The 21,968-nt window shown below is 46.3% G+C and carries 18 protein-coding genes; 8 read left to right on the top strand and 10 right to left on the bottom strand.

Annotated elements, in window-relative coordinates; all coding sequences use genetic code 11:
• The 7 genes from DW657_RS13040 to DW657_RS18405 all read left to right on the top strand — a co-directional run.
• Positions 1-351: hypothetical protein (locus DW657_RS13040; RefSeq protein WP_233547029.1), on the top strand; the 351-nt coding region annotated here is incomplete at its 5' end.
• A 43-nt stretch (positions 352-394) separates the two neighbouring features.
• Positions 395-580: a hypothetical protein gene (locus tag DW657_RS13045; RefSeq protein WP_118312877.1), complete on the top strand. Its 186-nt coding sequence runs from the start codon at positions 395-397 to the stop codon at positions 578-580.
• Between the two features lie 81 nt (positions 581-661).
• The gene (locus DW657_RS13050) at positions 662-1,480 is read left to right on the top strand and encodes a GIY-YIG nuclease family protein (RefSeq protein ID WP_118312878.1); all 819 of its coding nucleotides are present in this window, start codon (positions 662-664) and stop codon (positions 1,478-1,480) included.
• A gap of 136 nt (positions 1,481-1,616) precedes the next feature.
• Complete coding sequence (locus DW657_RS18400; RefSeq protein WP_233547030.1) at positions 1,617-2,141, top strand: hypothetical protein; 525 nt, start codon at positions 1,617-1,619, stop codon at positions 2,139-2,141.
• Positions 2,122-2,367: a hypothetical protein gene (locus DW657_RS13060; RefSeq protein WP_118312880.1), complete on the top strand. Its 246-nt coding sequence runs from the start codon at positions 2,122-2,124 to the stop codon at positions 2,365-2,367. Before DW657_RS18400 ends, DW657_RS13060 begins: the two co-directional genes overlap by 20 nt.
• Before the next feature lie 4 nt (positions 2,368-2,371).
• The gene (locus DW657_RS13065) at positions 2,372-3,937 is read left to right on the top strand and encodes an ATP-binding protein (protein WP_118312882.1); all 1,566 of its coding nucleotides are present in this window, start codon (positions 2,372-2,374) and stop codon (positions 3,935-3,937) included.
• Between the two features lie 56 nt (positions 3,938-3,993).
• Complete coding sequence (locus DW657_RS18405; RefSeq protein ID WP_233547031.1) at positions 3,994-5,022, top strand: hypothetical protein; 1,029 nt, start codon at positions 3,994-3,996, stop codon at positions 5,020-5,022.
• Positions 5,023-5,160: 138 nt separating this feature from the next.
• Here DW657_RS18405 and DW657_RS13080 read toward each other — a convergent pair whose 3' ends face one another.
• The 7 genes from DW657_RS13080 to DW657_RS13110 form a co-directional block, all read right to left on the bottom strand.
• Positions 5,161-6,792: a beta-N-acetylhexosaminidase gene (locus DW657_RS13080; RefSeq protein ID WP_118312884.1), complete on the bottom strand. Its 1,632-nt coding sequence runs from the start codon at positions 6,790-6,792 to the stop codon at positions 5,161-5,163.
• A gap of 137 nt (positions 6,793-6,929) precedes the next feature.
• Positions 6,930-9,104 (bottom strand): TonB-dependent receptor, encoded by a 2,175-nt coding sequence (locus DW657_RS13085; protein WP_118312886.1) that lies wholly within the window; start codon positions 9,102-9,104, stop codon positions 6,930-6,932.
• A gap of 35 nt (positions 9,105-9,139) precedes the next feature.
• The gene (locus tag DW657_RS13090) at positions 9,140-9,622 is read right to left on the bottom strand and encodes a calycin-like domain-containing protein (RefSeq protein WP_118312887.1); all 483 of its coding nucleotides are present in this window, start codon (positions 9,620-9,622) and stop codon (positions 9,140-9,142) included.
• Between the two features lie 91 nt (positions 9,623-9,713).
• Positions 9,714-10,058, bottom strand: coding sequence for a DUF2149 domain-containing protein (locus DW657_RS13095; RefSeq protein WP_089543796.1), 345 nt, complete (start codon positions 10,056-10,058; stop codon positions 9,714-9,716).
• Between the two features lie 44 nt (positions 10,059-10,102).
• Positions 10,103-10,696 (bottom strand): MotA/TolQ/ExbB proton channel family protein, encoded by a 594-nt coding sequence (locus tag DW657_RS13100; RefSeq protein WP_089543797.1) that lies wholly within the window; start codon positions 10,694-10,696, stop codon positions 10,103-10,105.
• Positions 10,696-11,385 carry a hypothetical protein gene (locus tag DW657_RS13105; RefSeq protein ID WP_233547033.1) on the bottom strand — a complete coding sequence of 230 codons (690 nt, stop codon included), beginning with the start codon at positions 11,383-11,385 and terminating at the stop codon, positions 10,696-10,698. Before DW657_RS13105 ends, DW657_RS13100 begins: the two co-directional genes overlap by 1 nt.
• 45 nt (positions 11,386-11,430) lie before the next feature.
• Positions 11,431-15,819: a cobaltochelatase subunit CobN gene (locus DW657_RS13110; protein ID WP_118312898.1), complete on the bottom strand. Its 4,389-nt coding sequence runs from the start codon at positions 15,817-15,819 to the stop codon at positions 11,431-11,433.
• Between the two features lie 262 nt (positions 15,820-16,081).
• Here DW657_RS13110 and DW657_RS13115 point away from each other — a divergent pair, with 262 nt between their 5' ends.
• A complete protein-coding gene (locus tag DW657_RS13115) occupies positions 16,082-19,315 on the top strand; it encodes a S41 family peptidase (RefSeq protein ID WP_118312890.1) in 3,234 nt (1,077 codons plus the stop codon).
• Positions 19,316-19,428: 113 nt separating this feature from the next.
• On the opposite strand, the gene DW657_RS13120 is transcribed toward DW657_RS13115, so the two are convergent.
• The 3 genes from DW657_RS13120 to DW657_RS17880 form a co-directional block, all read right to left on the bottom strand.
• Positions 19,429-19,782 (bottom strand): DUF2023 family protein, encoded by a 354-nt coding sequence (locus DW657_RS13120; RefSeq protein ID WP_089543800.1) that lies wholly within the window; start codon positions 19,780-19,782, stop codon positions 19,429-19,431.
• Between the two features lie 130 nt (positions 19,783-19,912).
• Positions 19,913-20,407 carry a flavodoxin FldA gene (fldA, locus tag DW657_RS13125; protein WP_118312892.1) on the bottom strand — a complete coding sequence of 165 codons (495 nt, stop codon included), beginning with the start codon at positions 20,405-20,407 and terminating at the stop codon, positions 19,913-19,915.
• Between the two features lie 482 nt (positions 20,408-20,889).
• A partial coding sequence (locus DW657_RS17880) for a hypothetical protein (protein ID WP_158577378.1) occupies positions 20,890-21,968 on the bottom strand: 1,079 nt, incomplete at its 5' end.

The raw sequence follows: 21,968 nt of genomic DNA on the forward strand, positions 1-21,968 counted from the left end.
TATTGGATGATAGTTGCGGATTTTAGGGATATGATAAATGATGGCAACTTTAAAGGTGCAAAATCAAAATTAACAACTCTTTCTTTTGCAGTAGTAGAAGGTAGCGATCACAAGTTTGTTACAATAACAGATTTTGATGGTGCATATTTAGCTTTGATAAAGGCATACATAAAAGCGGATGACCTTGATAATGCAGAAGAAGTGGGCGCCGCCTTTATGGGAAAGATTGATAATGAAATGACTTGGCAAGATACTTCTTGCTACAAAACACTTAAAAAGGAATATAAGAAAAGGAGCCGTGACTTCTCTGCTTTAAAATCACAATATGATTATGACGATTTAGTCGAATAATGATATCTTCAGATAATAATCAGAAAATAAAAAACTATTAATTATGAACATATTTAAATGTACATTAAAAGCTGACCGTGCCGGAATGAAGAAAGGCACAGTCGTTGAGGTAACAACCTCACTCGCAAGTTGTGACGCTCACAATATTGCAGATGCATGTGAGGCACAGTTTGGCAAGAAATCTCGTGAAGCTTCGCACCCAAGCTATTGGGATATCCAGAAAATTTAATTGCATAAGTTTTTCAGTAAAGTTTTTCCGTGTCCACTTATCAAGTGGATGCGGAAAAATAAGAACTAAAATATTTTAATTATGATACTACTTAACGATATTCTCAGACTTCCAGACCCTAAGAATGTTAAAGTTAGATTTAACTTGAGTTTTGGAACCAAAAGACCGGCTATTGATTACTTTACAGACCAAACGGAAGAAAGCAAGCAGCATATGCTTGAAGGTCAATATTGGAACTATTCGAAAAAAAGTAATTTCTCTGATGGAAACATTACTTTAGGTTTTGTTTCTATTCCTCAAAAACAAGATTGTTGGTTATTATTCCATATAGGAAAAGTAACTAAAGATCTTAATATCCAAGATGGGATCGGTTATGAGTTTGAAGAATTGGATGAATACAAAGAATACATAGGCAGATTGGTTATCCGCTTTAAAAATCATAGTCAGAATCTTATCAGATTAGGAGAGAATATCCTGTCTATGTGTGAGGTTGAAGAAATACTTCCTAGTGTTTACAGCAACGACTATTTTCCTGGATATTACAACGTGAATGTTTCATGGCTATCTCTTAAGAATCTCATCACAAAAGATAGTTGGCGTTCTGCTCTTGAAAATCAAAAAGGAGTGTATCTGTTGGTAGATTCAAATACAGGAAAACAATATGTTGGTTCAGCGTATGGTGAAGATATGATTCTCGGTAGATGGGAAACATACATTCGTACATGCCATGGAGGAAATAAACTTCTAAAGGAATTAGGTACAGACTATATCAAGAATAATTTCTATTTCACAATTCTCGAAACATTCAATAAGGATACTGATGACCAAATCATCATTGATAGGGAATCACATTGGAAAGATGTATTGTTTACTAGAAAATTCGGATATAACAAGAACTAGAAGGTACGATATTTTTACAATAACATCATTCAATAATCAAGCGCCAATACTTTTTTTTCAAAATATTGGCGCTTTTTTTGAAATTTTCCCTTCATATTACTATATTATAAAGGTATAACCAAAAAGAAAGAATAAAATGGCAAATAAAATGTCTTTATGTATTATCAAATACACCTATACTCAATATGTAGGGGTGGATATCGAAAAATATACTCGGGGACTATTCGAGTATGTGAAGGAAGAGTTTGGGGAGTTTCAACCACAAATGTCAGAGCCTGGAACTATACCTGATATGCCAGACTATCTGGACATCGTGCTCTGCAAGAAGGATGGCAGCATCTTCTACGAAAGCGACATTCTGCGCCGTGCCGTCAACATTCCGCATGATTGTCAAATGGGTGGATTAGTATTGGAAATCTTTATCCAGAACTGCGATGGCACGAGATACAAAAAAAGACATGCATATCCCAAGCCTTGGTGTAACCATGAAGCTAACGGCAAGTCGGACATGAGAAAACTGAAAATTCATAAAACTATCAGCAAAAGGAATCTTAACAATCAAGAAGGCAAAGACTCTGAAGGTTGTCTCCCTGAACTTAGACCACAGATTGACTTTCACGATTTTTTAAGACAATTATCCCATGACATACGAAAAATTTAAGCATTTGGCTGAGCATCCACAGCATCAGGATGTTCCTATCATCTTCAAACTCGAAGTGTTAGAAACGGAAGAGCTGGAGGAAAAGAAGCGTTCACATTATCCGAAATATAAGGTGAACACCTATTGTCCGCAAGCCTTCACCACGAAAAGAATAGAACTTTTCCCTCATAAAAGTTTGGTGGTATCATTTTTTTGTTGTAGCTTTGCAAATGAATTAATTCGATGACGCAATGGCAAGAAAATTATATCCTATAGGAATTCAGACATTTGAGGAAATCCGCAAGTTGGACAACCTCTATATCGACAAGACGGAATACATCTATCGTATGACACATACCGATGGAAAGTATTTCTTCTTGAGTCGCCCACGCCGTTTCGGAAAGTCGCTGCTGGTTTCTACCTTCCAAAGTTATTTCGAGGGAAAGAAGGAACTGTTCAAGGGGCTTGCCATCGAGAAGCTGGAAAAGGAGTGGAACGAGTATCCCGTACTGCACTTTAGTATGGCTGGAGGCAAGCACTTGGAAAAGGAACAACTGGAGCGGTATCTTCTTTTTATATTGAAAGAAAATGAAAAACGTTTCGGGGTAGAATGTGATTCTGTAGATTCAAATGTGAGATTGCTGAATCTAATCAGCAATCTGTATGAACAGACGGGTAAGCAAGTGGTGGTGTTGATAGATGAATATGATGCGCCTTTGCTGGATGTAGTACATAATGAGGACAGTTTAGGTGTGCTTCGTAATGTGATGCGCAATTTCTATAGCCCTTTGAAGGATTGTGAGCCAAAGCTTCGCTTCGTGTTCATGACGGGTATTACTAAGTTCTCTCAACTGAGTATCTTCAGTGAACTTAATAATATTACGAATATAAGCATGGATGAGCCATATGCTGGTATCTGCGGTATTACCAAGGAAGAGTTGCTTACTCAGATGAGGGAGGATATTGATTGCTTGGCAAAGAACTTGAAGTTGACTTATGAGGAGACTTTGGAGAAGTTGAAAACTAATTATGATGGCTATCATTTTACTTGGCCTTCTCCTGATATATTCAATCCTTATAGCTTGCTTAATTGTTTTTCCAAGGGAAAACTGGGGGCTTATTGGTTTGCATCTGGCACGCCAACTTATCTCATCAACATGATGAATAAATTCAAAGTGCTGCCTACATCCCTTAAGCCAATGTTTGCAAAGGAGTCTGCTTTTGATGCGCCTACAGAAAATCTGAAAGCCATTACTCCGTTATTGTATCAGAGTGGCTATCTAACAATTAGGGATTACGAGTATGAGACTGATCTATATACTTTGGATCTTCCAAATCAAGAGATAAAAGTTGGACTTCTCGAAAGTTTATTGCCGAATTATCTTGATGAATTTACTGATCAAGGAGATGTTACTATAGCTCAGATGTCTGCGCTGGTGAAAAAGGGACTATTAGAGGATGCGTTGCAACTTTTGGCGGATTTTTTGGAAACAGTTCCTTATTGTGCCAATACAGATTATGAGGGGCATTATCAGCAGATGTTTTACATCATCTTCGCCTTACTCACGAACTATAACATCATAGTGGAGCAGCATACGGCGAAGGGCAGAATCGACATCACGCTGGAGACTGCCGATACCATCTATGTGATGGAACTGAAGTTCAATAAGAGTGCCGAGGAGGCTCTCGCACAGATTGAAACAAAGCACTATGCCAACGCTTTCAAGATGAGTGGCAAGAAGGTGGTGAAGGTAGGCTTGAACTTCTCGGTGAAGGAGGAGGTGAACTGCCTGGAATGGGTGATTTCCTACCACTGAGGGGGTTAGCCGATGGATTACGATTGACTTTCACAAATTCTTAAAATAACCATCCTATGACATACGAAGATTTCAAGCAATTGGCTGAGCATCCACAGCATCGGGATGTTCCTGCCATCTTCAAGCTCGAAGTTTTAGAAACAGAAGAGCTGGAGGAGAAGAAGCGTTCTCATTATCCGAAATATAAGGTGAACACCTATTGTCCGCAAGCCTTCACCACAACCTTGGAGGAGGCTGAGAGTCTGATGCACCAGGATATCCTTTACCGCAAAAAGATGAAGGAGGAAGACGACTATCCGCTGGATACCTTCTGCTATTATATCTCGGAGATTCCGCTGGGACTGTTGCACTACGACCGCGAATGTCTTTCTCAAAGAGTGTATGACGGTGAGGGAAAACTGATCGACCGGTCTTACTGCTGTTCGCGTTTCAGCATTTACTATCCCGGAGTCTGCGATTTGCCTGCATACGACCGTCATCCTGACGAGACCTTCCGAGGCAGAAACGCTGAACAGATTAGATTTCAGAAAGGTGACATCGTGGAAGTATATCGTGGCGATGAGGTGAAACTTGCCATCGTTGTCGGAACTCCGCTTACCACCGAATGGATCTGGGAGAGAAACCAGGCTGCCAAGGATAAAAGGGGATTGGATAAACTGCCATATGATGAGACGGATGACAGCTATACCGTGATAGATGGTCCTGGCTACGAATACCACGACCATGTTCCATCGCTGTATGTCTTCGCCCCTCACTATCATGTGCCGCTCTATCTTCAGAGACGATTCAAGGGTTATCTGGAAAAGGCTGAGAAAAAGCAGAAAGAAGAGGAGGAGAAAGACAGGATCTTCCGCCAGGCTCACGATTGCTGCTTCAGCAACAAGGAACAGATAGAAAAATCTGAAAAGTGCGGCTGTTTCTTCTGCGGCGAAATCTTCTCGCCATCCGAAATCACGGATTACCTCCCTGATGAGCCGCCTACAGCTGAATGTCCCTTCTGTTATACCGACTCCGTAATAGGTGATGCCTCCGGCTTCCCTATCACCAAGGATTTCTTGAAGAAAATGAGGAAGAGATATTTCTAGGCGATTTTTCAACGTTTTTCACCGACCTTCCCCCTATCTCATGGGGGCAGTATCAGTTTTGAAAACGGACATTAAAATACAAGAACTCCGTCCTAAACAACCACGAAAGGGGAGTTAGGGCGGAGCTATCTACAAATATTACTTCTTTTCTTCCAGATGCTTCTTCACGGCATCCTCGATATCAGCCTTGTAATTCAAGCCGTAGAGGCGGTAGAGATCCTGCATGTGGAGCATTCTTGGGAAGAAGTTCTCCAGGTTGCGCTTATCCTTGGCTGTCCACTGAACCTCAGAAAGGGCGGCAAGTCTTGGCAACAGCTCCCACTCCATCTTCTTAGCATCCTTTACCCACTCGGTCCAGATACAACCCTCGGCACCGATGATGTTCTGCTGCTCGGCAGGAGTCAACTTATCAGAGCAAGGATCCAGATCATATACCCGCTGGATGCTAGGAATACCCTCTATCTTGTTGATGCGAGGATTGCTGAAATAGAAATTCGAAATAGGAGCCACGATGGTTGGATGACCTTCACGGGCTGAACGGATGCTGGCATTCACACTGGTCCAACCGCAAACGGTGATGTCCTTGGATGGAGTTCCTTCCAGAATCTCATCCCAACCCATCATCTTTCTGCCACGGTTTCTGATCTGCTTCTCTATCTCACCCATAAACCAGGTCTGAAGCTGCTCCTCCTTACTATGCTTAGGAAGCTCCTGGATGCCGAGATCTGCTATCTTCTTCTGACAGTTCTCGCAAACCTTCCAGCGGTTCTTTGGGCACTCATCGCCACCAATATGAATATACTCTGATGGGAAAATATCCATGATTTCATCCATCACGTCCTTGGCAAACTGGAGGGTCTGAGCCTTGCCAGCACACAACACATCCTCGAAAACACCAAAACGGGTAGCTACCTCGTAAGGACCACCGGTACAGCCCAACTCCGGATAAGATGCCAGGGCAGCCAGCATGTGACCCGGCATATCCACCTCCGGAATCACGGTGATGTATCTGTCGGCTGCATACTTCACAATTTCGCGAGCTTCCTCCTGGGTATAATAACCTGATACAGGAACACCATCAAACTCGTTCTTGTTGGTTGGCAGGATGGTCTCCTTGCGCTTGGAACCAATCTGGGTAAGCATCGGATACTTCTTGATTTCAAGACGCCACCCCTGATCCTCGGTAAGGTGCCAGTGGAAATAATTGATGTTGTGCATCGCAAAGACATCAATCAACTTCTTGAGATAAGGTACGCTGAAATAATGACGGCCCACATCAATCATGAATGCACGATAAGCAAAGCGGGGAGCATCGGTAACCTCGGCAGCTGGAAGAGAAACGCTCTTCACATTCCGGGTGATAGGCAATGCCTTCATCACACTCTGGATGCCATAGAAGATACCGACATGAGAGGTGGCTGAAATGGTGATGCCATTCTTGTTGACCACGAGAGAATAAGCCTCAGACTGGGTATCGCCAGCATTCAGCGCCAGACGGATCTGACCCTTCGCCTGCTTGTCGGTAGTCTTTACCTCGATACCGGTTACCTCCTTGATATGAGATGCCAGGAACTCGGCATCCTTCTTCTGCTTCTCATCTTCGGCAGCATAATAGATTGTAGTTTTGGCTGTGATGCGGAAAGGAGCGCTGCTCATCTCCTTGACTTGCTGAGGCAATGGAACTATCTGCCAACTGCCCATGTTCACATCCTTGGCTGATAATGAAAGGCTAGCCAAAAAAGCCATAGTTAGAATGATTCTTCGTATCATAATTTTGAATGAATAGGTTTTAAATCACTGCAAAATTACGATTTTATACCGAAAGTACGGCATAATTTGAAGAAAAGCATCCTTCACTATGGCTTTTTTAACCTATTTTGGGTCTGGCGACTGCCAGATGGCGGTTTCTAGAAGAGATTCACGATGCGGTCGATGTCAACCGAAAGTCCCACTGAGAAGGTGCGACCGGTGGTCATCGCCGAACTCCAATAATACTTCTCTGGTGTATAATCGAAGAGATTATCTACCGTGAAGTTCAGGTTGATGGCATCCAGGAATCGCTGCTGAAGCGTGAACTTCCACAACTGATATGCCTGATCATGCTTCTCTATCTTAGTATCTGGCGCAGCCAAATATCTGCCTGACAGAGCGGCATTGATGCGATAGAACGAACAGAGCTGGCGATCGTAGTCGAGACGCCAGGTAGCTGAATGCGGACGAGGCTGGGAGAACTGGGAATCTACGCTTCTGCCACCCACATGAAGATAGCTATAGTCGAGTTTCACACCGAGACCCATATCCGAACGGTACTGGGCACTGAAGTCGATGCCGCTCACCTCTACTCCATCCTCGTTGCAATAACGGGAAGCCACATCCGGCTGACCGGTTCCCGGGGTATAATCGGCATAATCCTCGGTAGTGATGCGCTTATCATACTTATTATAATAGCCCATGAGAGTAAGACTATACTGACCGGTGAAGAAACCTGCATTCTTCACCCTGCCGGTATGCTCCAGCGCCAGGTTGAAGTTGTCGCTCTTCTCCGGCTTCAAATCCGGATTGCCGTAAATCATCTGCATGCCTGCCATATCAAAGTTCATATACATCTCCTTGAGGGTTGGGGCACGGAATCCACCGGCATAGTTGGCACGGATGGAAAAGCCCTTCCACTTGGTCATCAGAGCCAGACGACCGGTGGTGGCATGCTGGCTGGATGCTGAGAAGTAATCATGACGAAGACTTGCCACGATGTTCAACCACTGCAAAGGATTGTAATCGAACTGGGCGAAGGCATCGTATGAATTCTGAGTCTTGGAACCATTGTTGGCAAACTGATAGGTGGTGAGATAATCGTTCAGGAAATCAGCACCTGCCGTCAATGTGTTCTTGCCGAAGATATGGGAATAGAGGGCACGGACGGTGTTCTGACGATTGGTATAATCGTGATCGTGAGTGCGCTCTTTGTTCACGAATCGGGCCTTGTCATACTGGTCGAAGCCGTATGAAATCTCCAGATTATCATTCTCCGAGAGATTCATCACGGTCTTCAGTCCGGCAGAATAATCCTTATAGTGGTCATCGTAGTTGCTGCGATTACTGATACGATTGAAATAGCCGCCACGACCTATCAGCTTCACCTTGTTAGAGAGCTTGTAGGTAAGTCGCTCTTTCACATTTAAGGTCTCGCCACCATAGATATGGAGGATGTTGGATTCTGTATCGAAGGGACTGGTAAGCTGCACCTCATCCGATGTGGTGCGCTGGATGCTGGTCTGCGAATTCCACTTTCCGGCATTGAAACTGAAGCTTCCACCGTGGCGCCACTCCTTGTTGAAGTCGTTGTAGCGGGTGTTGACATTGGCTGTCCAAGGTTCGCTGTTTTCACGGGAGATGATGTTAATGACTCCGGCTACGGCACTGGCGCCATAGAGTGCCGAAGCAGCACCCTTCACAATCTCGATACGTCCTACATTATCCAGATTCAATCTGCTGTAATCTACGTTATCCATGGTTTCACCAGCCAATCGCTCGCCATCTACGAGGAAGAGCACGGCATTTCCACCGAAACCATTCATGTTGAGAGAAGTCTCCTGATTCATGGCATAGCCAAATTCCAGACCCGGCATCTGCTCGGTGAGGAGATCCTGGATATTGGTAGCATCGGCAATCTTGATGTCATTGGCGGTAATCAGACGGGTTACCACAGGAGCATCCTTCAAAGCCTTAGGAGTTCGGGTTGCGGTTACTACTACCTGATCGAGGGCTGTAGCATCCGGCTGAAGACGAAGAACATGCTGATTGCCCTTCTTCTCATCAGTCTTCAGGATAAAGGTCTGAGTCTGATAGCCCACATAGCTCACTTTTACCTTCACCGCCCCTACCTTGCTGTAAGGAATGCGGAAATATCCATCTTCATCAGTGGTTACTCCTCCCTTGGTATTCACCATCTGAACGGTGGCACCCACCAGAGGTGCGCCCGAATCATCGAGCACTCTACCCACGATATCTCCCTGGGTTTCAGCTTTCAGATTCAGGCACAATCCGCAAAGGATTAGGAATAGTGCGAATATCTTTTGTTTCATCGAATTATATCAAAGTTTATCCTGAAACAATCAGCTTACTTCTTACAAACAAACTTACCAATCATCGCCGCAGGCATCTTGCCATACTGCACGGAATAGTTGACGGTCAGGGTGTTGTCCTTGAATGTACCCTGCAAAGTAACGGTATACTTCTTCTCAGCACCATTTACGGTAACAGTACCGGCATAGCTTTCCTGAGAGAAAGCATAAGCACCGTTAGAACCTGAAACCTTCACTGCAGGAACCTCCAGGGCAGGAAGAGCCATCATGCCCTCGCCGCAAGCTGGCAAAGTAACCTTGACTGTAGCATCATCAACAGCCTCAATCTTCATAGTAACATTATCGTATGTAGAAGCCTGCCCCATTACGGTCATATCCAGAGAGCTGGTGTATGAACCAGCTATCTCCTTGGCAGCTGCCACAGTATTATTATCATCATCACTGCTGCAAGAGCTGAATGCTACACACATAGAAACCAAAGCCAACATCATGGCCATCATTGTCTTAAACTTTTTCATTTTTCTTATTTTTCTTTTAGTTACAATAATATTTTCTGTTTGAGGGGATTTGCAATCCCCGTTCCCTGTTCAAGGGGATTTGTAATCCCCGCTATTTATCTTCCGGAACATAGATGATTTCACCATTCTCCAGCTGGTAAGCGATGCCCACCTTCTTTCCCTTGTTGCCAGATTTCTTGCTCTGGTCTTCAGAAGGAGTATAGCGATTGATCTTCTGTCCATCCTTGGTAATGATTTCCATATTCTCCTTGCCAGGATTCTTCACCATCGTGAAGTTATCCTTGCTGAACATTTCCGTCATATTATAGCGCGAAACGAGGGCTACCATCAAGGCGAGGGCAAATACCATCGCCACATCGAAGAGGTTGCTCACTACGCTCATCGGATCATCATCCTCGCCATCATGCGAGAGACGACTTCTACGTCTTTGTCTCATATTTATATCAAGCTAATGTCTTTAGTTCTTAACTCCCCCAGAGATTACTTCTTCTCATCGATGAGGTCTGCCATAAACTCGAGGTTGCTCATATCCTCGGTGTACCAGCGGTTCTTGGTCTGCTTGGTCACAAAACCGATGGCTGCAGAGAACAATCCCACAACGGTGGTAGCGAAAGCTACCTGCATATTGTAAGCCATCGAAGCAATATCACCGGTAGAAAGACCTACCAGGGCTGGACCCATCGGAATCAAGGTACCCATCAAACCGAGCATCGGACCCATCTTCAGAAGAGTAGATGGAAGAGAAAGATCCTTCTCTACAAACTGGGCATACTGGTCGAGGATGCGGTTCACCTGCGCCTTGCTCTGACGGTTGTCCACGAGTTTCTTCATATAGGAAACGATGACAGCCTGCTTGTTCTTAGGCAAGCGATCGCCCAGGGTATCGATGTTATCGAGCGTCAGGGTGTTCATCTGTTCACGAATCTCCGCACCCGACTTGCGCTTTACAAGATACTGTCCGAAGAAACCTCCAAGGAGCAGCAAGGCTCTGAGGAAGAAGAAAATCAACAAAATAATCACAGGAACCAGCATGCCTGTGGAAATCCAAAACAATACGTCTGATATGTAATTCATTATACTCTATATTTTTTAATTTGATAATTGTAAATTGCCCATCCGATTGCCATTCCCACGATGACGATGGCGATGACGCCGAGAAGCGAGAGGGCATCGAAACTATTGAATCCTGCCACGGCTGTCCTGCCATTCACCGTACCGATGATGCCCATCAATCCGAGCAGCACCTCTACCAGGAAAAGCAGTTCCAAGCGGATTGGTCGCTCCGGCAAGAGCCATCTCAAACCGTAGGTGAATACCGGAGTCAAGACCAGCAATACTACGGCAAGCACCCATGCCACTACCTGGAACGATACGCCGGGAAGCAGGAAGATGGTCATCACCAGAACACTGAACAGCACTGGGAAAACCAGCAAACCCGGGAAGTACTTCAAGAAGATGAAGAACATCCATTTGCGGCGGTCCACATGTTCCGAAGTCTTCAAATCTACGTGGTGCACACAGAAAAGCATCGTGAGTGCCACGTCGATACTCTGCAGCACCGCCATATCGAGCATCAGCTTCTGGTCGGCTATCCAGGCCGCAATCTGCGTCTTCGACTGCTCGATGGCAAATGGCCAGGTCATTCCCACGAAGAAGGCTACGAGCACCGAGATGATCATAATCTCCTTCACTCCGTGGAAGGTCTGCTTCAGCACAAAACTGAAGCAAACCAATATCATCATTACTAAAACTAATGTCTCCACTATGTATAAATGTTTAGTTTTAGGGGGATATGTTATCCCCCTTTACTATTCTACCATATTCTTTCTTCTTCGGCGAATGAGGATAGCCAACATCACGAAAGCTACGATGACGATGACACCTACAACGATGCCGCTCACCACAGTGGTGGTCTTCTGAGCATCCTCATTCAGTGTCTCCTTCTTCATCACCATACCCTTGTCGCTGCTGTTCTTCGCAGCCTCAGCATCGCGGATCTGTTCTACATTCTGCTGATATTCCTTGGCAGAAGCAGCATCGGCCTTGCTGGCGATATAGTTGCGGAGCTTGGCATTGTCGCAAACAAAACCGGAGCATGAAGGCTTATACTTGTTCACAGTCTCGGTATGAAGCTTGGCGATGTCCTTGAGCTGCTGAGGAGTAGCCTTCCACATTCCCTTGCGGGCACTCTCCATCATTACGGCGGTCATCTCCATCAGCGCTGCCGGATTCTGCTTGTCGAAGAACTCCTTGGTTCCGAGATTGTACTTGTCCTTGACATATACATTATATATCTCGTCCCACATCTCCTTATCGATAGCCTTTGGCTTCATCACATTCCAACCGTAGGTATTGGTTACGATTTCAGCAAATGTGCTGGCACTGCTGGCTCCACCCTTCATCTTCTCCTTGATATAGGCTGGGTTGAAGATAGTAGTTCTGCCCTCGATGCCGATAGCCTCCTTCACCTCCTGCATTCTCATATTGCTATGGTTGCGATAGTCGGCAAGATAAGCATCCGGATCCTTACCGGTTACGTTGCGCACAGCGAGGTTCATACCTCCCATGAATTCATATACGTGGTCGAGACTCAAAGCACCCCAGGTGTTGCTCTGGCGTGGCTGAACCACCACATCGGTACGGGTCAGCGCTGCCTCGAAAGCAGCCTTGCGAACGGTCTCCCAGTTCTTCTCATCACCATAGAAGGCACCCATATTGTTCAGATAGACCTCGGCAATCTGACTCTCCTTATCCCAGCGGTCGCCTGCGGTTACCATCTCCTGGATGCCGGTGCCATAGTTGCCGTTTACGCCACCAAACACTCGATACATACTCACCTCGCGTGCCTCCTTTGGCGACATGCCTTTCTCTACGAGCACCCGTTCCGATTCGGTAACACCGGCTTTCACCAGGTTGTCGTACTTATCACCCTTGGCATTTGCCGCCATCTCTATCGCCTTGTTGATGAGGAAGAGACGGGATGCTGCCAGGTCGCGGAGCTGACCGGAAGTCTGAACCACGACATCGATGCGAGGACGGCCCAACTGCTTGGATGGGATGAGACGCAGATCGGTAACACGACCAAAGGCATCTCTTACCGGTTCTACACCGAGCATATAGAGAATCTGAGCGATGGTAGCACCCTCTGTTTCGATAAACTCGCTGCTCCAGAGTGTGTAGCTCACCTTACGAGGATATTCACCCTTATGTCGTTCGCAATACATCTTGATGGTATTGTCGCAAAGTTCCTTTGCCTTCTCCCAGGCATCCTCCGATGGCGTATTCTCCACATTGATGGAGAAGAGATTTCTACCGGTAGGCAGAGTGTTCGGATTCACAATCAGATCACCACCAGGAGATGGAGCGGTAAAGCCGCCATTCAGGGCATTCATCAGAGAAGACATCTCGTTGAACGGACTCTGACGGAGCGCCTCCGAATACTTGCCTACATTCTGCAAGGCATGCTCTACGGTAGTGATAGCCTGAGCCAGATGAATCTGCTGACGGGTATATTTTGGTGCCTTCGACATCATCATACCCTTATCTTTAGAAGATTTCTGAGATGCTTTGCCCTTGCCGGCTTTCGCCATCTTCGCCTTTTTCAAATCTTCCTGATACCATTTCTGTCCCTTCTTGATGGCTTCCATCATCTTGTCTGGGAAGCGACCGGTCTGCTCCATCTTCGCAAAAGCCTCACGACTCATCTGCGGAATCTTCTTCTTATGAGAAACCTTGGCAGCACGGAGTTCGCTTACCGTACGGTGATCTACCTTCTTCGGCTTCGCCTCCTTCGCTCCACCCATCTGGTCTGCCATCTGCATCATCATCTGGATAGGATCCGGAGCAGCCTGCATCGCCTCAACCTTACGAGCCATCTGGAGTTCGGCAGGAGTGATTCCTACATAACGGCAGATGTATTCATCAGAAACTGAGGCTGAACCCAGAAGCTGGGTCACGGTATTGCGTGCCTTGCTCAGATAGAGACGGCCGAAAAGCTGCTTGTGCTTCTCCACACCTTCCTGAGCACGACCTTTCAGCTTATCTACTGCCAACATTCCGTAGGCAATAGGATCTGTAGCCATCGCATAGACACTGGTGCGGACATCATCATTATCGTATGGCACACCCAGAGTATAGAGCTTGCCGGTAATCTTCTCATTAGCCAACTCTTCTGCATAGTTCTCTACTCGTGCGATTTCATCTGCAGAATAAGGCTTGTTCATCTGCTTGGCATCGAGCCCCAGTTCACGGGCGATTCCCATCTTCACGGTCAGCGCCTTTACCTTGAGCGACTGTTCGGTAGATGCCTTCTTCTCGTATGACTGAATGGCATCGCTCAACTGCTTATAGGTCTGTCGCAACTCGCTCTCCTTGAAAGGAGGAGTGAGATAGCTCTGGGTCTGGGCATAGGTGCGGCGCTTGGCAATCATCGCCTCGCCCACATTGCCGATGGTATATATATAAAGATGTGGAACCACACCAATCAATCGGTCACTCCAGTCGTTGCTGCCGAGTGCCACCTGCTTTCTCGGAGTATATTCCAGCGAACCGTGGGTTCCGAAATGGATAAGTGCATCGGCACTGAAACCATAACGTGCCCAGAGATAAGAGGCAACATAGGTGTAAGGAGGTGCCTGGTCGGTGCCATGCACAATCTTGAAGGAGTCGCCTCCCACGCCTGCCATCACCTGTGGAAGCAATGCCACATTACCAAACTGCAGTCTTGCCACCGCCAACTTACCATCATCGGTAGCCATATATTTGCCAGGGAAGGAACCATAGAGCTGGTTCATCTCCTTGATCATCTTCTTAGACAAAGCCTTCTGGGTCCATCCAGCAAACTGCTGGGCGGTAACCAGGGCAGGATGTCCAGACTGGAGGAATTGGGTATAGGCACCTTCGGCATAGGTTCCGAAGACAGCACCCTGAGCCTGGATCATCTTTGCCAGTTCCTGAGGATTGGCTGGCAACTTGCCTACATTGTATCCCTCATTCTTCAAGCGAACCAGGAGATTGTAAAGCGATGGAACCACTTCCATTCCCGAAGCGGTGAGTGCATTCTGACCGGGACCCTTGAAGTAGAAGATGGCGATGCGCTTGTTGCTGTTCTTCTTGTTCTTCAGATTCACATAGCCCTGCACGCTCTCCACGAAACTCTCCATTCTGTCTGGGATGCCGTAAACCTCCTGCAAGCCCTCCTTGTTGATGCGCTGTCCGAAAACCACGTATGGACGGATGGCACCATCAATCTCCGGAGTCACGATGCTCTGCGACATGAAGCCGCCATTCATTCCCTGCTTGTCGTTCTCCCAATCGGTGGTCAAACGGTTGATATTAAGAGGTGAGAACAGTGGAATATTCTTCTGCTTCAGGAACTCAACGAAGTAATCGCCCAGTCTGCCATGCGCCATATTCACTACGGCATTCGCCTGGATGCTGTCGGCATGATGACCGGCAATAAAGCTCTGAAGCTTATTGATGCGATACACCATGAATCCCTTCTTCTCGAAAGCTTTTTCCATATCAGGAGCCGCACCCATAAAACCAGTAAGCATAATGGTAGGAGCACCTTCTTTATATAAACCGTTCTTTGCCAGGAATGCATTGTACTCGCGGATACTGTTGAAGCCCAGTTCATCGCCCTTCTCATCCTTCGGGTCGAAATGAGTCAGGAGATAGTCTGGTCGCTCATTCACACGTTCCGGCTCTGGAGCCATGAACTTCTTTCCGTCGATAAACTTACGGATGTAAGCGAGCATACTGTGATAATTCTTCTTGCCGCCGTTCTCGATGTACTGCATCAGATAATCGGCATCGAAGTTATCTACTGATACGATATTGTTGGCTGGGTTGGTAGCAGCATGAGTCAGGGTTGGCACCTTGTAGGAAGCCTCTTCCAACTGCTTGCGCTGGTTCTCGTCGATTCGGAGACCCATACCATTTACGATAATCATATCGTAATCATCCAGATGATCGAAATCATCGGTCGTAATCTCACTCAGTTTGATCATCGCATTGTCGTTGGCATGCGATATCTGTCCCAGCGCAATAGCCTGATAGTTGAGGAATGCGATGCGGGTAGTACCCACCCAGGCAGAGTAAGCCTTCGCCAGACCTCCCAGAACAATCACGGCCAATAAAGCCAGGAAGATGTGTTTCTTTTTAATCTTTCTGTTTTTTCCTAATCCTTTTCTCATATCTATTCCTTTATCTATTCCTTTTTTCATATCTATTCCTTTTATCGGGCTGCAAAGGTATAGCTTATTTAGAATTTGTACAATACCTAGATATTGTGATTTTCACATTTTTTATACCTAGAAGTTGGTATCAGATTGATAGGATCAGATTCTCATATCCTAATAAATGAGTAGTCTTTTCGTGGTTTTACGGAGTTTAGTTTGGTAGTTTCACATAAAAGCCGTAACTTTGCAACATAAATTAAACAGAACCATTATAATAATGAAGAAACTGATTCTTAGTGCTGCTCTTCTGGCAGCATCTCTGGCATCCCAGGCCCAGCAGGGTCCGCTGTGGATGCGCTACCCTGCCATCTCACCGGATGGCTCTACCATCGCCTTTGCCTATAAGGGCGATCTCTATTGCGTTCCAGCCACAGGTGGCGAGGCACGCCAGTTGACAACCCACGCTGCTTACGACTCCCAGCCTATCTGGAGCCCTGACGGCAAGAAGATTGCCTTTACTTCAAACCGAGAAGGTAGCCTGGATGTTTACGTCATCTCTGCCAAGGGCGGTGCGCCAACCCGACTCACCACCAACAGCGGCAAGGAGACTCCGATCGCCTTCAAGGACAACGACCATGTACTCTTCTCTGCCAACATCATGCCTACAGCCCAGAGCAATCTCTTTGCTGCCAATGAATTCTCACAGGTTTACGAGGTAAGCACTGAGGGCGGTCGTCCTAAGTTGTATTCTGTTCTTCCAATGGAGAACATCAGCATCAACAAGAACGGTCAGGTGCTCTATCACGACAAGAAGGGTTATGAGGATGCATGGCGCAAGCACCATACTTCTCCTATCACCCGAGATATCTGGATGCTCGACAACGGAAAGTATCAGAAGCTTACTACCTTCAAGGGCGAAGACCGCAACCCGGTATGGGCTGCCGACAACCAGAGCTTCTACTATCTCAGCGAGCAGGACGGTTCCTTCAATATCTACCGCCGCAACATCGCAAGCGGTAAGGATACCCAGATTACCCAGCAGAAGAAGAATCCTATCCGTTTCCTCACTTCTTCGAATGCCGGTTTGCTCTGCTATGGTTTCGATGGCGAAATCTATACCGTCAAGGAAGGAGCACAGCCTCAGAAGGTCAGCATCTCCATCACTACAGACAACGATGAACCAAGCCTCATCCGCAAGGTACAGTCTTGGGGTGCTACCGAGATTGCGCTTTCTCCAGATGCCAAGGAGGTGGCTTTCGTGATGCACGGCGATGTATATGTTACCTCTACAGAATACAAGACCACCAAGCGAATCACCGATACTCCTCAGCAGGAGCGCAACCTGAGTTTTGCTCCTGATGGCAGAAGTCTGGTCTATGCTTCTGAGCGCAATGGCGTATGGCAGATTTTCCAGGCTAAGATCAAGAACGAGAAGGAGAAGAACTTTACTTACTGCACCGAGGTAGAAGAGGAGCAGCTCACCAAGACCAATGTTACTTCCCAGTATCCTGCCTACAGTCCTGACGGCAAGGAGGTGGCTTTCTATGAGGATCGTGCTACCCTCCGCATCATCAATCTGAAATCAAAGGAAGTACGCACCGTACTCGACGGCAAGTACAACTATTCTTACGCTGATGGCGACATCTGGTTTGAATGGAGCCCAGACAGCAAGTGGCTCATGTGCAGCTACATCGGTAATGGCGGATGGAACAATACAGATATCGCCGTAGTAAAGGCTGATGGAAAGGAAGTTCACAATATTACCGACAGCGGTTACAGCGACAGCAACGGCAAGTGGGTACTCGGAGGAAAGGCTATTCTCTTCGAGAGCGACCGTGCCGGTTATCGCAGTCATGGTTCATGGGGTGCAGAATATGATGCCTATCTCATGTTCCTCGACCTCGAAGCCTACGACCGCTTCCGCATGTCTAAGGAGGAACTCGAATTAGCCGAGGCCAACAAGGACGAGAAGGAGAAGAAGGCTGACGAGAAGGAGGAGAAGAAGAAGGAAAACAAGAAGAAGAAAGAGGAGAAGACCGGAAAGATTGAGGTGGATAAGGTGAAACCGCTCGAACTCGACTTCGAGAACTGCCGTGACCGTGTGGTCCGTCTTACCGTCAACTCATCCAATATGGGTGATGCCATCATCGACAGCAAGGGAGAGAAGGTTTATTACCAGGCTGCCTTCGAAGGTGGCTACGACCTCTGGTGCCACGACCTGAAGGAAGGCAGCACTACCCTGATGATGAAGGGTATCGGTGGCGGCGGCTTCGTTGCCGACAAGGACATCAAGAACCTCTTCCTCTGCAATGGCAGCAGCATCAAGAAGATTGACCTGGGTAGCAAGGCTACTACCAACATCGACTTTGAGGCTCCATTCAACTACAAGCCTGCCGAGGAGCGCCAGTATCTCTTCGACCATGTATGGCGTCAGGTAGCTGACAAGTTCTATGATCCTAAGATGCAGGGTGTGGATTGGGAGTACTACCACAAGGTTTATGAGAAGTACTTACCTTATATTAATAATAACTTCGACTTCGCTGAGATGTTGAGCGAGATGCTGGGTGAGTTGAATGCCAGCCATACCGGTTGCCGTTATTATGCCAGTGGCGCTTCTCTTTCTACCGCAGCTCTCGGTGCCTTCTTCGATCCTAACTACGAGGGCGACGGCTTGAAGATTCAGGAAGTCATCAAGCGTGGTCCGTTCGCTGTGAAGAAGAACGAGGTTACTGCCGGCTGCATCATTGAGAAGATTGATGGCGAGGCTATCAAGGCGGGTAAGGATTACAACGCATTGCTCGATGGAAAGGCTGGCAAGAATGTACGTCTCACCATCAAGAACACCAAGGGCAAGACTTTCGACCTCACCATCAAGGCAATTTCGCAGGGTGCTCAGCAGGAGCTTCTCTACAAGCGCTGGGTGGATAGAAACCGTGCCATCGTGGATAGCGTTTCAAAGGGCAGAATCGCATACGTTCACGTCAAGGCAATGGACAGCGAGAGCTTCCGCACCGTATATAGCGAACTCTTGAGCGACAAGAACCGCAACAAGGATGCCGTAATCGTGGATGAGCGCCACAATGGTGGTGGCTGGTTGCACGATGACCTCTGCACCTTGCTCAGCGGCAAGCAGTATCAGGAGTTTGTGCCTCATGGAAAGGTGGTGGGCAAGGATCCATTCAACAAGTGGACCAAACCATCCTGCGTTCTGATCTGCGAGGACGACTACAGCAACGGTCATGGTTTCCCATGGGTATATAAGGAGTTGGGCATCGGTAAGCTGATTGGTGCACCGGTGGCTGGAACAATGACTGCCGTATGGTGGGAGACCTTGATGGACCGCAGCCTGGTATTCGGTATTCCACAGGTAGGTTGCCGTGATATGCGTGGTACCTTCGGCGAGAACACCACCCTCTATCCAGACATCGAGGTATATAATTCTCCAGAGGATTACATCAATGGTCATGATACTCAGCTCATCAGAGCCGTAGAGGAAATGATGAAGAAGTAAGGAAGAGGAATTCTTCGGATGAATCATCTTATACATCAAAAGAGCGTGATCGCCAAATGAGGCTATCACGCTCTTTCTTTGTTAACATTAAAATATTCGAAGATGAAAGAAATCTAGCAAACTTTCTTCTTTCGCTCACAATAGCGTTCGCATTGAGCACAAATGTCATATCCCAGCATGGCACCCAGGATGAAATCCTCTTCCGGCGTAAGCTGGCATAATGGTTTGGTGACTATCATGCGGATAGCATCCAGGCATTCCTTCTTACCAAAGAAGAGATTCAGACGGTCGTTGCCAACCGGCTGGATGATATAATCAATGTTCTGACGCTCTAATCTTGTTATGGCAAAAGACTCATATTTTCTGTTGAAGGTGTAGAGCACCAGACGGCGCACGCCCTTCTTATATTCATATATATGATTCATCAGAACCTTCAAATCTACTGGTGTTGCGATTTCCTGCTGCATACTATCCGAATTAATCAAGTTTCTTATCAGGAATCAGAGAATTCTATGATTTAAAAATCTATGAACCCAAAATGACTCAAGATTCTATAGTCAGAGATTTCTATGACTCCTGAAAAATTATTTTTTAACACTAAAGCGCTGGTTTGATGGCCTCAATCCAGGCATCGATACGCTCCTCTGTCTTATCGTCCTCGTTTACCTCGTCAAGTGCGAGTCCCAGGAACTTGTCGCCATCAATCGCCTCACTGTCATCATAGGTGTATCCATCTGTAGAAACACCAGGCAAAACGGTAGCACCAGCCTCAACAGCGGCATCATAGAGTTCCTTCATGCCGCCGCAGAATGTATCAGGGTAAGACTCGCTGTCGCCGCAACCGAAGAGGGCAACAGTCTTGCCAGCCAAGCCGGCACTCTTCAGCGTCTTCACGCCATCATACCAGTCATCCTGCATCTCGCCGGCACCCCATGTAGAAGTACCGAGAAGAAGATTCTCGTGACTTGCGATAGTAGCATCATCGATGTTAGCTACATCTACAGCTTCCACGCCCAACTTAGAGGCGATGGTTTCGGCAATCGACTGGCATGAGCCAGTGGAAGAGCCATAAATTACGATAGTTGTTTTCATTTGTCCTTAATCTCTTTTAGTTACATTTATTTTCGGGTGCAAAGATACTGCCTTTTCCCTTTATCTGCAATACCTAAAAATGATGGTTTCAGGAAAATACCTAGATATGGGGATAGGAGAAAAGGTTTAGGATGGTTTATCCTAAAAAATAGTATCTTCGCAGCAAATATATAATCAAAGAACAATGAAATGATATGAAACGAATAGAAAGAACGGAATATCTCAATAAGCTGATTGCTTTCAAAGACAAGTCTCTTATCAAAGTGAGCAGACAATATCGGCAACATCCTATCCACCAAGCGCATAGCCAACATCATGACTGCCGACGGAAGAAAAATAGACCAGAAAACCGTGGAACGATCTTACACTTGATGAAGACCCTACTGCCGATTACAACGGTATCAAGAGAATCAATGCCATAAGAGGCTGATGGGAGAAACAGAGTTGAACCAAAAGAAAGTTTGGAAGTGACCTCTATGAGGTCACTTCTTCGTTCTGTTGGGTGCTTTCAGCCAGATATTCTGAGTATATCGCATACCTCTCAGATAGTGACACCAAGAATAACTGAAAACCTTATTTCGCAACCAAGAATATTCGAAAAATACCCTGTTGACTGCTTTAACCTTGAATTGTCCAGAATATGCAGCAGGATTCTTCACTGTCCAATACCAACAGTTGTGTAGGTTGATTGTGTTACGAGACACCAATGGAGCCTCATGCATCTTAGCCTTGAACCCGTTTGATGTCACCGGAGCATCCGCCACATCATAATTCCACCGTGCTCTTCCACTTCCACCATCCAAGGATTTGTTTGTTATAGTCACATCAGAAACATTCATTGTATAGCTTTCGGATATTGAGCCTCCGGCACTAAATCCAGCACTTGGTCCAGAAGTATCAAGCCCGATATTACCTCCAAAATCAACACTATATCCCGAAGTTGTACTATACGAACCTTCAGAAGTCGCAGGTCTAGGATCATGCACAAAGACTTCTGTTGGTGAGAAGCTTCCACCGTTTGGTTTAAAGATTTCGTGGTCATTGTCAATCTCTCCCAAGTAAAAACCATAGCATGTACCCTTGTTTTCCTTCCATTTATCAGAAAGCATCATCGTCGAATTGTTTCCAAGGATTTCTTGATGTACCATATAGTAATCCATGTTTTGATCAAAAGAGTACACTGCATATATGGTATATGTTACTTGGTACAATGCGGAGCGACCTTTAGCCTTGTCATGCCCTGGATACGTCGGGTAATATATGTACGTAATTGTCTGCGCCTTTGTCATGGAATGAATATCGTTTAAGCCACCGTTGATATTGGGCTCGCTTACAACAGCTTGTTTTTCTATCCATGTGGCTACGGCATCTGCAAATAAACCATATGTATAAGGCGTGTGCTCTTGGGAAAGATTGGCTTCTGCAAGCTCTGTCCTTGTGGTATCACCGTCCTCTGTGATTACCACTGACGATATTTGAGCCTCATCTGAGTCGTTCAGATCTTCGAGATGCATTTCTCCTCCCTTCTTATTGAACAATACTCTGTTAATTCTTATGTAAT

The organism is Prevotella sp. AM23-5, assembly GCF_003473645.1.
GTDB lineage: Bacteria > Bacteroidota > Bacteroidia > Bacteroidales > Bacteroidaceae > Prevotella > Prevotella copri_A.

Bases quoted from the DNA above. Each gene is read 5' to 3' on its own strand.
- DW657_RS13045 (WP_118312877.1), top strand. From the start codon at position 395: ATGAACATATTTAAATGTACATTAAAAGCTGACCGTGCCGGAATGAAG.
- DW657_RS13050 (WP_118312878.1), top strand. From the start codon at position 662: ATGATACTACTTAACGATATTCTCAGACTTCCAGACCCTAAGAATGTT.
- DW657_RS18400 (WP_233547030.1), top strand. From the start codon at position 1,617: ATGGCAAATAAAATGTCTTTATGTATTATCAAATACACCTATACTCAA.
- DW657_RS13060 (WP_118312880.1), top strand. From the start codon at position 2,122: ATGACATACGAAAAATTTAAGCATTTGGCTGAGCATCCACAGCATCAG.
- DW657_RS13065 (WP_118312882.1), top strand. From the start codon at position 2,372: ATGGCAAGAAAATTATATCCTATAGGAATTCAGACATTTGAGGAAATC.
- DW657_RS18405 (WP_233547031.1), top strand. From the start codon at position 3,994: ATGACATACGAAGATTTCAAGCAATTGGCTGAGCATCCACAGCATCGG.
- DW657_RS13080 (WP_118312884.1), bottom strand. From the start codon at position 6,792: ATGATACGAAGAATCATTCTAACTATGGCTTTTTTGGCTAGCCTTTCA.
- DW657_RS13085 (WP_118312886.1), bottom strand. From the start codon at position 9,104: ATGAAACAAAAGATATTCGCACTATTCCTAATCCTTTGCGGATTGTGC.
- DW657_RS13090 (WP_118312887.1), bottom strand. From the start codon at position 9,622: ATGAAAAAGTTTAAGACAATGATGGCCATGATGTTGGCTTTGGTTTCT.
- DW657_RS13095 (WP_089543796.1), bottom strand. From the start codon at position 10,058: ATGAGACAAAGACGTAGAAGTCGTCTCTCGCATGATGGCGAGGATGAT.
- DW657_RS13100 (WP_089543797.1), bottom strand. From the start codon at position 10,696: ATGAATTACATATCAGACGTATTGTTTTGGATTTCCACAGGCATGCTG.
- DW657_RS13110 (WP_118312898.1), bottom strand. From the start codon at position 15,819: ATGAGAAAAGGATTAGGAAAAAACAGAAAGATTAAAAAGAAACACATC.
- DW657_RS13115 (WP_118312890.1), top strand. From the start codon at position 16,082: ATGAAGAAACTGATTCTTAGTGCTGCTCTTCTGGCAGCATCTCTGGCA.
- DW657_RS13120 (WP_089543800.1), bottom strand. From the start codon at position 19,782: ATGCAGCAGGAAATCGCAACACCAGTAGATTTGAAGGTTCTGATGAAT.
- fldA (WP_118312892.1), bottom strand. From the start codon at position 20,407: ATGAAAACAACTATCGTAATTTATGGCTCTTCCACTGGCTCATGCCAG.